Origin of the sequence: Streptomyces rubrogriseus (genome assembly GCF_027947575.1) — a bacterium.
Lineage (GTDB): Bacteria > Actinomycetota > Actinomycetes > Streptomycetales > Streptomycetaceae > Streptomyces > Streptomyces rubrogriseus.
This window is the reverse complement of sequence record NZ_CP116256.1, coordinates 421,722-434,821: the sequence shown is the minus strand read 5'-3', so window position 1 is coordinate 434,821 and position 13,100 is coordinate 421,722. Positions and strand designations below refer to the sequence as shown.

General features: G+C 72.0%; 14 protein-coding genes and 1 pseudogene. 9 read left to right on the top strand and 6 right to left on the bottom strand.

Features of this window, described 5'->3' with window-relative positions; translation table 11 throughout:
• Positions 1–15 precede the first annotated feature (15 nt).
• Entirely contained in the window at positions 16–1,140 is a 1,125-nt protein-coding gene (gene disA / locus Sru02f_RS02050; protein WP_003975482.1) for a DNA integrity scanning diadenylate cyclase DisA, read from the top strand.
• A 36-nt stretch (positions 1,141–1,176) separates the two neighbouring features.
• Here the strand turns inward: disA and Sru02f_RS02045 are convergent, their stop codons facing one another.
• Positions 1,177–2,013: a hypothetical protein gene (locus Sru02f_RS02045; protein WP_167469298.1), complete on the bottom strand. Its 837-nt coding sequence runs from the start codon at positions 2,011–2,013 to the stop codon at positions 1,177–1,179.
• Positions 2,014–2,211: 198 nt separating this feature from the next.
• Between Sru02f_RS02045 and Sru02f_RS02040 the strand changes: the two genes are divergently transcribed.
• From Sru02f_RS02040 to cseC, 5 genes are all read left to right on the top strand, one after another.
• Positions 2,212–3,138 (top strand): HhH-GPD family protein, encoded by a 927-nt coding sequence (locus Sru02f_RS02040; RefSeq protein WP_109029474.1) that lies wholly within the window; start codon positions 2,212–2,214, stop codon positions 3,136–3,138.
• Positions 3,139–3,429: 291 nt separating this feature from the next.
• Positions 3,430–3,963, top strand: coding sequence for a SigE family RNA polymerase sigma factor (locus Sru02f_RS02035; RefSeq protein WP_003975479.1), 534 nt, complete (start codon positions 3,430–3,432; stop codon positions 3,961–3,963).
• Positions 3,951–4,628 (top strand): hypothetical protein, encoded by a 678-nt coding sequence (locus tag Sru02f_RS02030; RefSeq protein WP_174854988.1) that lies wholly within the window; start codon positions 3,951–3,953, stop codon positions 4,626–4,628. Before Sru02f_RS02035 ends, Sru02f_RS02030 begins: the two co-directional genes overlap by 13 nt.
• 145 nt (positions 4,629–4,773) lie before the next feature.
• A complete protein-coding gene (gene cseB, locus Sru02f_RS02025) occupies positions 4,774–5,478 on the top strand; it encodes a two-component system response regulator CseB (protein WP_109029472.1) in 705 nt (234 codons plus the stop codon).
• Between the two features lie 16 nt (positions 5,479–5,494).
• Complete coding sequence (gene cseC, locus Sru02f_RS02020) at positions 5,495–7,054, top strand: two-component system sensor histidine kinase CseC (protein ID WP_109029471.1); 1,560 nt, start codon at positions 5,495–5,497, stop codon at positions 7,052–7,054.
• Positions 7,055–7,082: 28 nt separating this feature from the next.
• On the opposite strand, the gene Sru02f_RS02015 is transcribed toward cseC, so the two are convergent.
• Both Sru02f_RS02015 and Sru02f_RS02010 read right to left on the bottom strand, forming a co-directional pair.
• The gene (locus tag Sru02f_RS02015) at positions 7,083–7,916 is read right to left on the bottom strand and encodes an aminoglycoside phosphotransferase/kinase family protein (protein ID WP_109029535.1); all 834 of its coding nucleotides are present in this window, start codon (positions 7,914–7,916) and stop codon (positions 7,083–7,085) included.
• 91 nt (positions 7,917–8,007) lie between these two features.
• Positions 8,008–8,460, bottom strand: a complete 453-nt coding sequence (locus tag Sru02f_RS02010) for an Lrp/AsnC family transcriptional regulator (RefSeq protein ID WP_109029470.1) — start codon at positions 8,458–8,460, stop codon at positions 8,008–8,010.
• A gap of 119 nt (positions 8,461–8,579) precedes the next feature.
• On the opposite strand from Sru02f_RS02010, the gene Sru02f_RS02005 reads away from it, so the two are divergent.
• Positions 8,580–9,215, top strand: coding sequence for a LysE family translocator (locus tag Sru02f_RS02005; protein WP_109029534.1), 636 nt, complete (start codon positions 8,580–8,582; stop codon positions 9,213–9,215).
• Positions 9,216–9,225: 10 nt separating this feature from the next.
• Positions 9,226–9,687 (top strand): GNAT family N-acetyltransferase, encoded by a 462-nt coding sequence (locus Sru02f_RS02000; RefSeq protein WP_109029469.1) that lies wholly within the window; start codon positions 9,226–9,228, stop codon positions 9,685–9,687.
• Between the two features lie 18 nt (positions 9,688–9,705).
• Here the strand turns inward: Sru02f_RS02000 and Sru02f_RS01995 are convergent, their stop codons facing one another.
• A complete protein-coding gene (locus Sru02f_RS01995) occupies positions 9,706–9,975 on the bottom strand; it encodes a DUF397 domain-containing protein (RefSeq protein ID WP_109029468.1) in 270 nt (89 codons plus the stop codon).
• Positions 9,935–10,783, bottom strand: coding sequence for a helix-turn-helix domain-containing protein (locus tag Sru02f_RS01990; RefSeq protein WP_109029467.1), 849 nt, complete (start codon positions 10,781–10,783; stop codon positions 9,935–9,937). The genes Sru02f_RS01995 and Sru02f_RS01990 overlap by 41 nt, the downstream gene beginning before the upstream one ends.
• A 95-nt stretch (positions 10,784–10,878) precedes the next feature.
• Here Sru02f_RS01990 and Sru02f_RS01985 point away from each other — a divergent pair.
• Positions 10,879–11,217 (top strand): annotated as a pseudogene (locus tag Sru02f_RS01985) (ATP-binding protein); the annotation flags it as partial.
• Between the two features lie 152 nt (positions 11,218–11,369).
• On the opposite strand, the gene Sru02f_RS01980 reads toward Sru02f_RS01985, so the two are convergent.
• Positions 11,370–12,971 carry an MDR family MFS transporter gene (locus Sru02f_RS01980; RefSeq protein WP_109029466.1) on the bottom strand — a complete coding sequence of 534 codons (1,602 nt, stop codon included), beginning with the start codon at positions 12,969–12,971 and terminating at the stop codon, positions 11,370–11,372.
• Positions 12,972–13,100 lie beyond the last annotated feature (129 nt).

The window sequence follows — 13,100 nt, the reverse complement described above, 5'->3', positions numbered from 1 at the left end:
GACCGGAGGAGTGCAGTGGCAGCCAACGACCGGGCAGCAGCTCCCGGAAAGTCCGGTGGGAGTGCCGGTGCCGATGGCCTGATGCGCGCCTCACTGAGCGCCGTGGCGCCGGGTACCTCCCTGCGCGACGGCCTGGAGCGGGTCCTGCGCGGCAACACCGGCGGTCTGATCGTGCTGGGTTCCGACAAGACCGTCGAGTCGATGTGCACGGGCGGTTTCGTGCTGGACGTCGAGTTCACCGCGACCCGGCTGCGCGAGCTGTGCAAGCTCGACGGCGGCATCGTGCTGTCCTCGGACCTGTCGAAGATCCTGCGGGCGGGGGTGCAGCTCCTCCCCGATCCGACCATTCCGACGGAGGAGACCGGCACGCGGCACCGGACTGCCGACCGGGTCAGCAAGCAGGTCGGGTTCCCCGTCGTGTCGGTCTCGCAGTCGATGCGGCTGATCGCCCTGTACGTGGACGGGCAGCGGCGGGTGCTGGAGGATTCGGCCGCGATCCTGTCGCGGGCCAACCAGGCGCTGGCGACCCTGGAGCGGTACAAGCTGCGCCTCGACGAGGTCGCGGGCACGCTCTCGGCCCTGGAGATCGAGGACCTGGTGACGGTGCGGGACGTCTCGGCGGTCGCGCAGCGGCTGGAGATGGTGCGCCGGATCGCCACCGAGATCGCCGAGTACGTGGTGGAGCTGGGGACGGACGGGCGGCTGCTGGCGCTGCAGTTGGACGAGTTGATCGCCGGTGTGGAGCCGGAGCGCGAGCTGGTCGTGCGGGACTACGTGCCCGAGCCGACCGCCAAGCGGTCCCGTACGGTCGACGAGGCGCTCGCCGAGCTGGACAAGCTCAGCCATGCCGAGCTGTTGGAACTGTCCACGGTGGCGCGGGCCCTGGGGTACACCGGGTCGCCCGAGACGCTGGACTCCGCGGTGTCGCCGCGCGGGTTCCGGCTGCTGGCCAAGGTGCCGCGGCTGCCGGGCGCGATCATCGACCGGCTGGTGGAGCACTTCGGCGGCCTGCAGAAGCTGCTCGCGGCGAGTGTGGACGACCTCCAGACGGTGGACGGTGTCGGCGAGGCGCGGGCGCGCAGCGTGCGGGAGGGGCTGTCGCGGCTGGCGGAGTCGTCGATCCTGGAGCGTTACGTCTGACGCGCGGCGGGCCCCGGGGGGCGGCCGCGCCTCGGGTCAGTCGTTCTTGAGGACGAACGACGTCTGGACCTTCTCGAAGCCCGCCGCCTTGGCCTCCACCAGGTAGGTGCCCGCCTTGGCCGAACCCGCCGGCGGCGTACCGCACTCGGGCGCGCTCGGCTTGCGGTCCCACTTCACCGTGTACTTGATGCCGCTGCCGGCGGTCACCCGGTAGCGCAGGCTGCCCGCGCCCTCGACGCAGTCGTCGGAGGCCCAGTAGGCGTCGTCGCCGCTGGCCGGGGTGATGGTGAACACCGCGTGCTTCGGGCCGAGATCGACCTCGCAGTCGCCGCCGGACGTGTTCCGCGCGGTCAGTTCGAACGCGGGGGTCTGTCCGGGCGAGTAGCTGTTGCGGACGCTGCGCAGGCTGAACTTCACCGCGCCGGGCGTGCAGTTGGGCAGGCTCGACCCGGCCGGCAGCGCGTCGCCCGCGCCGACGCCGGTCACCGCGCCGCCCCCGCCGCCTCCGGCGCTTCCCGACCCGGCCGATCCGCCGCCGCCGGACTCATCGCCGCCGGAACCGGAACCGTTCCCGTCACCGTCGGAACCCGACCCGGAACCCGAGCCGTTGGAGTCGCCGCTCCCCGACTCGTCGCGTCCGCCCGGCGCCTGGCTGATCGCTGGGCCGGATCCCGAGGGGCCCGGAGTGATCGACGGTGCCGGGTTCTTGCCGTTGGCCCCGTCGTCTCGGCCCTTGCCGCCGTCCCCGCCGCCGGAGACCACGATCCACGTGATCAATAGCGCCAACAGGGCGAAAAGAGACAGCAGTACGGCCCTCCGTCGCCAGTAGATGGTGGAGGGAAGCGGCCCGACCGGATTGCGCAGAGATCCCACGGCGCAAACTGTACGAGAGATCGGCGCGTTCCCTTGTCCCACCCGCCGTTTGGGCCCGCAACTTTTACGGATCATCATTCCGGAGACCGTTCCGGAGCCCCTGCCGGCGGGGCCGGGAGGGGTCTGACGACGTCCTCGGCGGTCTCCGGGTGGCGGTGTTCCCGTGCGGCGGTCCTCCCGTGGCAGGATCGGAGGGACATGACTGCGCCCACGAAGCCCTCGCCAGGCGGACCCTCCGACCCCGCCGCGTCCGGTGTGCCGCTGCACGCCCCCGTCATCGACTGGTTCGACGAGCACGCCCGCGATCTGCCGTGGCGGCGCCCCGAGGCCGGCGCCTGGGGCGTGATGGTCAGCGAGTTCATGCTCCAGCAGACGCCGGTCAGCCGTGTCCAGCCCGTCTACGAGCAGTGGCTGGCCCGCTGGCCGCGCCCCGCCGACCTCGCCGCGGAGGCGCCCGGCGAGGCCGTGCGCGCCTGGGGCCGGCTCGGCTACCCGCGCCGCGCCCTGCGCCTGCACGGCGCGGCGGCGGCCATAACGGAACGGCACGGCGGCGACGTACCCGCCGACCACGCCCAGCTGCTGGCGCTGCCCGGCATCGGCGAGTACACGGCCGCGGCGGTCGCCTCCTTCGCGTACGGCCAGCGGCACGCCGTGCTGGACACCAACGTCCGCCGGGTCCTCGCCCGCGCGGTCACCGGTGTGCAGTACCCGCCGAACGCCACCACCGCGGCCGAGCGGAAGCTGGCGCGGGCGCTGCTGCCCGCGGAGCAGGCGAGTGCCGCCCGCTGGGCCGCCGCCTCGATGGAGCTGGGTGCGCTGGTCTGCACGGCGAAGAACGAGTCGTGCCACCGCTGCCCGATCGCGGCCCAGTGCGCCTGGCGGCTGGCCGGCAAGCCCGCCCACGACGGTCCGCCGCGGCGCGGCCAGACGTACGCGGGCACCGACCGGCAGGTGCGCGGGCGGCTGCTCGCGGTGCTGCGGGACGCGGCCGGGCCGGTGCCGCAGGCGGCCCTCGACCAGGTGTGGCAGGAGCCGGTCCAGCGTGCCCGCGCCCTGGACGGCCTGGTGGCCGACGGTCTGGTGGAGCCGCTGGCGGACGGTCTGTACCGGCTGCCGCTGAGCTGACGCACAGCCTGCTTGTCCATGTGACAGCTCCGGCGGCATCTCCGTGACAGCCCTTCCGCCGGACAAATCGCCCGATGTCGCCATCAAGTGGGCTGCCGATTTACCCGGTTCCTACTTCCGTTACACAACCGACGGACAGCCGAGGGTTTGCCGCAGGCTGCATCGCACAGCGCCGTGACAACGCTTCCCTACCTTCGTTTGTGTGCCCCCCGGGCACAGCACGACTACGGACCACAGGCAGTGGGCCGGCGGTGACCACCGTCGGAGTACGGGGATCGGAAGGCGGTTGACATGGGCGAGGTGCTCGAGTTCGAGGAGTACGTCCGCACCCGGCAGGACGCGCTGCTGCGCAGCGCCAGGCGCCTGGTCCCCGACCCCGTCGACGCCCAGGACCTGTTGCAGACCGCGCTGGCGCGGACGTACGGGCGCTGGGAGACCATCGAGGACAAGCGGCTCGCGGACGCCTACCTGCGCCGGGTGATGATCAACACCCGGACCGAGTGGTGGCGGGCGCGGAAGCTGGAGGAGGTGCCGACCGAGCAGCTCCCCGAGTCCCCCATGGACGACGCCACCGAGCAGCACGCGGACCGCGCCCTGCTGATGGACGTCCTGAAGGTGCTCGCCCCGAAGCAGCGCAGCGTCGTCGTGCTGCGACACTGGGAGCAGATGTCAACGGAGGAGACCGCCGCCGCCCTCGGCATGTCGGCGGGAACGGTCAAGAGCACGCTGCACCGGGCGCTCGCCCGGCTCCGCGAGGAGCTGGTCGCCCGCGATCTGGACGCACGGGCGCTGGAGCGTGAGGAGCGGGAGCGTTGCGCGGCCTGACCGACGGTCGGACACCCGGGGGGACCCGGAGAACCACGCAGGCGGCGAGTACGGCGGTGGCCGTGTTCGTCGCCCTCGGCGTTTCCCTGGCCGGCTGCGGGACCGGGGGCACCGGCGCCCGGGACGAGGGGCCGGCCCACGCGGACGCGGTGGGCGGCGCGGGCTCCGCGTCCCCGGCGCCCGCGGCGAAGGCGTCCCCCTCGAAGGCCCCCGACCGCGTCGACGCGGTGCGGCTCGTCAAGGCCGACCCGAAGGTGTCCCCGGAGGTCAAGCGCGAGCTGAAGCCCTGCGTCGCCGACGAGTACCCGATCGACGTGTCGTACGGGAAGGTGACGGACGGCTCGGCGGACGACGTCGTCGTCAACGTGCTGACGTGCGGTGACGCGGTGGGTGTGGGCAGTTACGTGTACCGCGAGGAGGACGGCGCGTACCAGAATGTGTTCAAGGCCGAGGAGCCTCCGGTCTACGCGGAGATCGACCGCGGGGACCTGGTGGTGACCAAGCAGGTGTACGACAAGGGCGACCCGGTGTCGAGTCCGTCCGGCGAGAACGTGATCACGTACCGCTGGGCCTCGGACCGGTTCACCGAGGAGTACCGGACCCACAACGACTACAGCAAGGCCGCGGGCAACGCGCCCACCCCGGTGCCGGAGCCGGACAGCTGAACCGCCGGCCGCCCCGGCCGGTGTGAACCGGCCGGCGTGAACCGACCGGGCCGCTCGCACCGATGACCCAGTGAGCGCGGTACGCGTAGCTGCGGCCCGTTCGACCGTTCGGCCCGACCACACCATGAGGACTGAGAGCACCGGGATGGCAGATCAGACCCACGTCCTGTTCGTCGAGGACGACGATGTCATCCGCGAGGCCACCCAGCTCGCCCTCGAGCGGGACGGCTTCGCGGTCACCGCGATGCCCGACGGACTCTCCGGCCTGGAGTCCTTCCGGGCCGACCGTCCCGACATCGCCCTCCTCGACGTCATGCTCCCCGGCCTCGACGGCGTCAGCCTGTGCCGGCGAATCCGGGACGAGTCCACGGTGCCGGTGATCATGCTGTCGGCGCGGGCGGACTCCATCGACGTCGTCCTGGGCCTGGAGGCGGGCGCCGACGACTACGTCACCAAGCCGTTCGACGGGGCCGTGCTGGTCGCCCGGATCCGCGCGGTGCTGCGGCGCTTCGGGCATGCCGGGGGCGGCGACCGGACGGAGGGCGCAGGCGCGGCGGAGACCGGGGGCGTGCTCACCTTCGGCGACCTGGAGGTGGACACGGACGGCATGGAGGTGCTCCGCGCCGGTCGGCCGGTGGGGCTCACGCCGACCGAGATGCGGCTGCTGCTGGAGTTCTCCTCCGCGCCGGGGACCGTCCTCTCGCGCGACAAGCTGTTGGAGCGGGTGTGGGACTACGGCTGGGGCGGGGACACCCGGGTCGTCGACGTGCACGTGCAGCGGCTGCGCACCAAGATCGGCCAGGACCGGATCGAGACGGTCCGCGGCTTCGGCTACAAGTTGAAGGCCTGAGCGGGGATACAGGGATATGCGGGGGTTCTTCCGACAACGCCGGAGCGTCTCGCCGCCGGGTCACCCGTACGACCGCACGGGGCCGGGCGAGCACGCGGGGCCCGGCGGGCACGCCGGACGGGGCGAGCACACGGGACCGGGTGAGCAGGCGGGACCGGATGGGCGTACGCGGGGCCTCGGTGCGCGCGGGCTGCGTGCCCGCGGTATCCGCACCGGGCTGCGCTGGAAGCTGAGCGCGGCCATCGCGCTGGTCGGCGCGCTGGTGGCCGTCGCGCTGAGCCTGGTCGTGCACAATGCCGCCCGGGTGTCGATGCTCGACAACGCCCGTGACCTCGCCGACGACCGGGTCCTGATCGCCCAGCGCAACTACGAGCTGTCCGGGCGGCAGAACTTCCCCAACGCCCAGATCGACGACCCCGCCCTGCCGCCGGAGCTGCGCCGCAAGATCGAAGCGGGGCGGCGGGCCACCTACGTCTCCGAGCGGCCGGACGGTGTGACGGACATCTGGGCGGCCGTGCCGCTCAAGGACGGGCACGTGATGTCCCTGCACTCCGGTTTCACCGACCGCAGCGCGGACATCCTCAGCGACCTGGACCAGGCCCTGGTCATCGGTTCCATCGCGGTCGTCCTCGGCGGCAGCGCGCTGGGCGTGCTCATCGGCGGTCAGCTCTCGCGCCGGCTGCGCGAGGCCGCCGCCGCCGCGAACCGGGTCGCGAGCGGTGAGGCGGACGTCCGGGTGCGGGACGCCATCGGCGGCGTCGTGCGGGACGAGACGGACGACGTCGCGCGCGCCGTGGACGCGATGGCGGACGCCTTGCAGCAGCGCATCGAGGCCGAGCGCCGGGTCACCGCGGACATCGCGCACGAGCTGCGCACCCCGGTCACCGGCCTGCTCACGGCCGCCGAGCTGCTGCCGCCGGGCCGGCCGACCGAGCTGGTCCTCGACCGGGCGAAGGCGATGCGCACCCTCGTCGAGGACGTCCTGGAGGTGGCCCGGCTCGACGGGGCCTCTGAGCGGGCCGAGTTGCAGGACATCATGCTGGGCGACTTCGTGTCCCGGCGGGTCGCCGCCAAGGACCCCGCCGTCGAGGTGCGGGTGATCCACGAGTCGGAGGTCACCACCGACCCGCGCCGCCTGGAGCGCGTGCTGTTCAACCTGCTCGCCAATGCCGCCCGGCACGGCCGTTCCCCCGTCGAGGTCAGCGTCGAGGGCCGGGTGATCCGGGTCCGCGACCACGGGCCGGGCTTCCCCGAGGACCTGCTGGCCGAGGGCCCGAGCCGGTTCCGCACCGGCAGCACGGACCGGGCCGGCCGAGGACACGGCCTCGGCCTGACCATCGCGGCCGGTCAGGCCCGCGTCCTGGGCGCCCGCCTCACCTTCCGCAACGTACGCCCGGCCGGCGCCCCCGCGCACATACCGGCCGAGGGCGCGGTCGCCGTCCTGTGGCTCCCGGAACACGCGCCGACCAACACGGGGAGCTACCCGATGCTGCCGGACCGGTCGAAGGGCGGGGCGTCGTCGTCGGCCCGGGACATGTCCCGGGAGGCCTCCCAGGGGGTGTCCCGGAAGCCGTGACGCCGGGCTCGGCGCTCAGGTCTCAGATCTAGATCCGGTCGAGTGCGGCTCGCACCCGGTCGAGCCCTTCCGCCCGCCAGTGCTCCCGGTCGGGCATCTGGTCGTCCCGGCGCCACCGCCAGGCGGCGAACAGCGCCCAGTTCAGCGCGCGGCACCGGTGCGTCAGAGCCTGGTCGGCGCCCGCGTAGTGCTCCGCCGCCTCCTCGGGCCCGTGGGCGAGGTCGAACTCGACCGGCCCGCGGCAGCAGGTGGCGAGGTCGACGAAGAGCGGGCCTTGGCGCGTGTTCAGGAGGTTTCCCGGGTGCGGCTCGCCGTGCAGCAGTTGGTCGCGTGCCGGGTCGGCGCCGATCTCGGCACTCAGGCCACTGAGTGCGTCGTGGAGGAAACCCCGGTCGGGGTCGGACAGCTCGGGTGACCGCTCCCGGTCGTCCACGCCTTCCAGCGCCACGGCCACCCGGTCGCTGAAGTGCGGTGCGTCCACCTCGATCCGGCGCAGGGCGGCATGGTGCCGCATGAGCGCGTCCGCGTAGTCGGCCGGCGCGATCTCCGGTCCCACCGGCGGGTAGTAGGTCCAGAGCGAGACGGCGAAGGTGTCCCGCACCTGGACCCTGGGGTCGGTCCGGGGGTCGAGCCGGCCCACCGGGGCGCCGGCGTCGGTGAGCCGGTGAGCGACCTCCACTTCGAAGGCGGAGTCGGACAGATGCCCCGCGGGCGCGACCCGGGCCAGAACGTCACAGGGCAGCAGGCGCAGTACGACGCGGTCCGAGTTGTGGACGACGACCACCTCGTCTGCCCGCAGGCCCTGCTCCGAAGCGGCCGTCCGGCCGGCCTCGACTGCGCGGCGGAGTTCCGCTGGCTCCACACCGTCCTCCTTCGTGGGGTCGGTGCTCATGATTGCGGCGCGAGTGGTCCCGGTCGAGAGCTTTTCGCCCCCGGCGGCCGGACGCCGGAGGTCACAGAGGCAGTGGGCGGGCCTCGACCAGGTTGGCCATGACGAGGGTGGAGCTGAGCCGCTGGACGCCGGGGAGCGAGGCGAGGCGTTCGTCGTAGAGCCGCCGGTACGCCTCCAGGTCGCGGGTGACGACGCGCAGCAGGTAGTCGGGGTCGCCGAACAGCCGCTGGGCCTGGAGGACATGCGGGATCTCGGCGACGGCCGCTTCGAAGGCGGCCACGGTCTCGCGGTCCTCATACCGCATGGTGACGAAGAGCAGTGCCTCGAAGCCGAGACCGAGCGCGGGGGCGTTCAGTGCGGCGTGGTAGCCGGTGATCGCCCCGGAGCGTTCCAGCGCGCGCAGGCGCCGGTGGCAGGGGGAGACGCTGAGGCGGACCCGTTCGGCGAGTTCGGTCAGGGTCTGCCGGCCGTCCCGCTGCAGCTCGGCAAGGATTTTACGGTCCACGTCGTCCATGGGGGAAATTCTTCCACCGTCACGGCTGCGGCGGGGACATCTTGAAAGCACCTTTGGGGCAATCCTTCCTAACCTTCCTCAGGAGGAGCTGGAAGAAGTGTGAGGTGGAGACGGTGGAGATGGCCGGCATCGGGGCCTTCTGGTCGGTGTCCTTCCTGCTGGTGCTGGTCCCGGGAGCGGACTGGGCCTACGCGATCACGGCGGGCCTGCGCCACCGGTCGGTGCTGCCCGCCGTCGGCGGCATGCTGAGCGGATACGTCCTGCTGACCGCCGTGGTCGCCGCGGGCCTGGCGACCGCCGTCGCCGGTTCGCCGACGGTGCTGACCGCGCTGACGGCCGCCGGGGCGGCGTATCTGATCTGGCTCGGCGCCACGACACTGGCCCGCCCCGCGGCGCCCCGGGCCGAGGAGGGCGGCGAGGGAGACGGCTCCGGCTCGTGGGTGGGCCGTGCGGCCAGAGGGGCGGGCATCAGCGGCCTCAACCCCAAGGCGCTGCTGCTGTTCCTCGCCCTCCTGCCGCAGTTCGCCGCCCGTGACTCCGACTGGCCCTTCGCCGCGCAGATCGTCGCCCTCGGCCTGGTGCACACGGCCAACTGCGCCGTGGTCTACACGGGCGTCGGCGCCACGGCCCGCCGGATCCTGGGCGCCCGCCCGGCCGTTGCCACCGCGGTGTCCCGATTCTCGGGCGCCGCGATGATCCTCGTCGGTGCCCTGTTGCTGGTGGAGCGGCTGCTCGCCCAGGGGGCGACACATTAGTCTGACGATCATGGCGGACTGGGGACTGCGACCGGCCTCGGCGGGGGACGTCGAGGCGGTGGCCGAGTTGCGTGCCCTGGTGCTGCGGGCGGATCTGGAGCGGCTCGGGCGGTACGACGCGCGGCGGGTGCGGCAGCGGCTGCGGGACGGGTTCGTCCCGGCGCACACCCGGGTGATCGAGGTGGGCGGCGCGTTCGCCGGGTGCGTGGCGCTGCGGCCGGCGGAGGACACCCACTGGCTGGAGCACTTCTATCTGGACCCGCGGGTGCAGGGCGCCGGCATCGGTACGGCCGTGCTGCGCGAGCTGCTGGAACAGTGCGACCGCGAGGGCACGGTGGTCCGGCTGAACGTACTGCGGGGCAGTCCCGCCCGGCGGCTGTACGAACGGCACGGATTCGCCGTGACGAGCGAGGATCCGGTGGACGTGTTCATGGTGCGAGGAGTTCCTCGCCCGGCAGGCGGACCGGGGTGAGCGGTAGCGGGCGGGCGGTTACCGCAGGCCGTCGACGAAGGACTGCCAGGCACCGGCTCCGACGGTGACGACGGGCCCGGACGGGTTCTTGCTGTCCCGGACGGGGACGGCACCGGTGGGGCATCCATCGGCAACCTCGACGCAGTCGCCGCCCGTGTTTCCGCTGTACGAGGCGGTCCGCCAGGCGGCGCCGTCAGTGACGGTGCACTCCACGCATTCCCCGCCGGTGTTTCCGCTGTAACTGGACTTACGCCACTGGGTGTTCCTCGGGCTGGGAGCAGTCTCCATAGCGTTCCTCCATCACACGGATGATCAGTTCCGCCGAATCCTCCACGGAGAGGGCGGCAGCCTGCAAGCGAGCGTAACGGAGCGCGGCTTCCCTCATGGTCTCCGGATTAGCCGTCATGTGACCGGAGATGACGTCTTCCGTATAGATGATGTCCGGGTCTTCGTCGAAGCGCATGGCGGTGAACGAACCGGCGAGACTGGCATGCGCCCCCGCCTCGTTCGGCAGGACCTGCACATGCACCCAGCGGTGACCGGCGAACTCCAACAGGCGGGCCAGTTGCCGCCGCATGACCTCATGTCCGCCGATTGGCCTGTGCAGCACCGCCTCGTCCAGCACCACCCAAGCCAGCGGCGGCCGCTCACGCTCCAGGATGCGCTGGCGTTCCATCCGGCCCGCCAGCAGACCTTCCAAGTCGTCCGGCATGCCCGTCGCCAACACCGCCCGCGCGTACTCCTCCGTCTGCAGCAGCCCGTAGACGAGCTGCGCCTGGTACGTCGAGATGTACGCCGCCTTCGCCTCCATCTCCGCGTACGGCTGGAACCACGTCGGGAGTTGGCTGCGCAGCACCAGGCCGATCAGACGGGAGAACAGGCCGTCCGTGCCCAGCGCGGCGTCCACCCGCTCGGAGAAGTCCCGCGTCGGGACCTTCTTGGTCGTCTCGATCTGGCCGATCAGGGAGCCGGTGCAGAAGATGATGTCGCCGAGCTGGCCCTGCCTGAGGCCGTGGGCCTCGCGCTGGCGGCGCAGCTCCCAGCCGTAGTAGTCGAGCGGTGACGCGGTCGGGTCGAGGGACTGGATGTTGGCCACTGCGGCACCTCACTCCGGGACTGCGGACGGCAACACCTCTCGGCGTTCGTTTCTGTGCGTAGTCGAGCGTACGCACCGCGTCGCAGGGTGGTGGCGTGAATCACGTAACCGGTCCGCAGGCGGCGGACGTCGAGAGCCAGTACCACGCCGAGTTCGCCCTGGGCGCGCACTCGGCCCGTCATCTGCGCCGTGTGCTGCGGCTGTACCTCGTCCGCTCGGGCCTCTCCGACGTGGCCGACGCCGCCGAGCTGGCGCTCACGGAGCTGGTCGCCAACGTCGTACGGCACGTGCCCGGACGGCGTGGCCGCGTGTGCTTCCTGCTGCGGCCGGGCGGGGTGCGGGTGGAGGTCGCCGACGGGTGCCCGGAGCTGCCGGTCCCGGCCGCGGGGGACGCGCTGGGCGAGGGCGGGCGGGGGCTCGTGATCGTCGCGGCGGTGACCGACCGGTGGGGTGTCACGCCTTACCCGGACGGGCGGGGCAAGACGGTGTGGTTCGAGTGCGTCGGCGCGGCGGACGAAGCAGGCCCCCGGGTGGTCGGAACCATCCGGGGGCCTGGTCAGGAGGAAGGCGGCGGGCCGCCGCGAGGTCAGACGGCCTCGGTCACCGGGGCCTTCGCCGTGGCCGGGTCGCCGTCACGGTCGGCCGGGGTGTCGGCCTCCTTCGGGCCCGCGCCCTTGAGCGGGACCTCCTTCACGAAGACCGCCGCGACCAGTGCGAGGACGGCCACCACGGAGCCCAGCAGGAACGCGGTGTGGGTTCCGGCGGACACCGCGTGCTGGTAGGCGTCGCGGATCGCCGCCGGCAGCGCGTTCAGCGCGTCCGCCGTCAGCGTCGCCGACTGCTCCGTCGCCTTGGCGCCCGAGCCCGCGGCCCGCTCGGCCATGACGTCCTGGACGCGGTTGTTGAACAGCGCGCCCATGATCGCGACGCCGAAGGAGGAGCCGAGGGTGCGGAAGAGGGTGGTGGAGGAGGACGCGACGCCCATGTCCTTCATCTCCACGCTGTTCTGCGCCACCAGCATGGTGATCTGCATCAGACAGCCCATGCCGAGACCGACGACGGCCATGTACAGGCCGGAGGTGAAGCGGGTGGTGTCGGTGTCCATGGTCGACAGCAGGTACAGGCCGACCGTCATCAGCGCGCCGCCCGCCAGCGGGAAGATCTTGTAGCGGCCGGTGCTGGTGGTGACGCGGCCGGCGACCATCGACGTGACGAGCATCGCGCCCAGCATGGGCAGGAGCAGCAGCCCGGAGTTGGTGGCGGACGCGCCCTGCACCGACTGCTGGTACAGCGGCAGGAAGAGGGTGGCGCCGAACATCACGAAGCCGACGATGAAGCCGATGACGGACATCAGCGTGAAGTTGCGGCTGCGGAAGATGTGCAGCGGCAGGATCGGCTCGGCGGCCCTGGTCTGCCAGAACACGAACCCGACCAGCGCGGCGACGCCGATGCCGATCAGCTCCATGATCCGCGCGGAGGTCCAGGCGTACTCGGTGCCGCCCCAGGTGGTGACGAGCACGATGGCGGTGATGCCGATGGTCAGCAGCGCGGCGCCCAGGTAGTCGATCCGGGCCTCGCTGCGCTTCTTCGGCAGGTGCAGTACGGCGCTGATGGCGATCAGCGCGACCACGCCGAGCGGAAGGTTGATGTAGAAGGACCAGCGCCAGCCCCAGTGGTCGGTGATGGTGCCGCCGACCAGCGGTCCGCCGATCATCGAGAGCGCCATGACACCGGCGATCATGCCCTGGTACTTGCCCCGCTCCCTGGGCGGTATCAGGTCGCCGATGATCGCCATGACGCCGACCATCAGACCACCGGCACCCAGGCCCTGGATCGCGCGGAAGCCGATCAGCTGGCCCATGTCCTGGGCCATGCCGCTGAGCGCCGAGCCGACCAGGAAGATCACGATCGACGTCATGAACGAGCCCTTGCGCCCGTACATGTCGCCGAGCTTGCCCCACAGCGGGGTGGAGGCCGCGGTGGCCAGGGTGTACGCGGTGACGACCCAGGACAGGTGTTCCAGACCCCCCAGCTCGCCCACGATCGTCGGCATCGCGGTGCCGATGATCATGTTGTCGAGCATCGCGAGCATCATCGCGATCATGAGGGCGAGCAGGACGACCCGCACGCTCCTCGGCTGCTCGCCGGCGCCGGCTCCGCCGGTCGCCGCCTCCGTTTTCTCGGCCATCTCTCCTACTCCCCCAGCTACCGCTGTGCCACTTGCCACTTACTTGCCGCCCGGCAAGTTGTCTACACTGGGAAAGGTAGGCGCGTAACTAGCCGGGCGTCAAGTAAGTTTTTCGGAAAGTGCGCGGGG